This is a genomic window from Kitasatospora sp. NPDC057904, from assembly GCF_042887925.1.
Taxonomy (GTDB): domain Bacteria; phylum Actinomycetota; class Actinomycetes; order Streptomycetales; family Streptomycetaceae; genus Kitasatospora.
On record NZ_JBHVOL010000035.1, the window covers coordinates 71,799 to 73,224 of the forward strand.

Sequence of the window (1,426 nt, forward strand, 5' to 3'; positions counted from 1 at the left end):
CGGGGCGGGGCATCGTCTTTTTTGGGCGCGGGCCCAAATCGCGGGGCGGGGGGGGGGGGGGCCCGCCACGCCCCCCCCCGCCGCCGGTTTCGCCCGCACCTACCTCCAGGGCCGCCGGCGCGGATTGCGGACGCCTGCGGCCGTCACGGCACTCCGGTGCCCGATTCACGGACGGATTGCGACATTCGATGAAACAGTCATTGACCGCACGGACCCGGTCGCGCCTCGCGGCCGGGTTCGTGGCGGGCAGCCTGCTGACCGGGCTGCTCACGACGCACGCGGTGGCGGACACCACGCCCGCCACCGCGGCGAACCCCGACCGGGTCAAGGTCGTCGCGGCCTGGCAGGCCGGCGGGCCGGCCGTGCGCCGCGCCGCCGAGAGCGCGCTGACCGGCACCGGTGACGACCTGGCGGCCTTCCTGGCCAAGGGCCGGGCCACCGCCGCCGACCAGGACCTGCGGGCCAAGATCGAGGAGCTGATCGCGACCTCCGGTCCCGGAGTCCGCGCGGCCGGCACCGCCGCGCTCGCCGGATCCGCCGACGACCTGCAGAAGTTCCTCGCCACGGGCGCCAAGAAGGCCTACGAGGACGACCAGCGGGTGCGGGTCTCCCAGCTCATGGCCACCGGCGGGCCGGGCGTGCAGGCAGCCGCCGCCAAGGCCATGGACGGCAGCCTGGACGACGTCAACCAGTTCCTGAACACCGGCCAGTTCAAGGCGAGGGACGACGACGACCGCGTCCACCTCTCCCAGCTGATGGCCTCCGGCGGGGACGAGGTCAAGAAAGCCGCCAACACCGCGCTCAACGGCTCGATGGACGACGTCCAGCAGTTCCTCCAGTACGGCTACCAGACCGCGGCCGCGCACGACCAGGAGAAGCTGACGGTCGCCCAGCTGGCCGACCTCACCAAGACCGCCTCCGACCAGGCCGGCCAGCAGGCCCAGACGGCCAAGGACGCGGCGGGCAAGGCCTTCGACGCCACCAAGCTGGCCAAGGAGGCCGCCGAGAAGGCCGCCGCCGAGACCAAGGCCGCGCAGGGCTCGGCCGGTGCCGCCTCCAGCGCCGCCGGCCGCGCCGCCGACGCCGCCTCGCGCGCCGCCACCGCGGCCCAGACCGCCTCCGCGGCGGCCAAGGCCGCCAACGAGGCGTCCCGCCAGGCCGCCAACGCCGCCGCCAACGCCGCCGCCGCCGCGACCAAGGCCGGCAACGCCGCGTCCCAGGCACTGGCCGCCGCGGCCGCCGCCGCGGGCGACGCCAGCCAGGCCGACGCCGCGAACAAGGCCGCGGCCACCGCCCGGGACGCGGCCGTCAACGCGCGCACCGCCGGCGAGGCCAGCCAGTGGGCCGGCCTCGCCGCGACCCAGGCCGGCGCGGCCGCCCAGGCCGCCGCCTCCGCCCGTTCCAACGCCGCCCCGGCCGCCCAGGC

1 protein-coding gene is annotated in these 1,426 nt (G+C 76.9%); it reads left to right on the forward strand.

Features of this window, described 5'->3' with window-relative positions; genetic code table 11:
• Positions 1-200: 200 nt before the first annotated feature.
• Positions 201-1,426: ALF repeat-containing protein (locus ACFVSN_RS42120; RefSeq protein ID WP_387958785.1), on the forward strand; the 1,226-nt coding region annotated here is incomplete at its 3' end.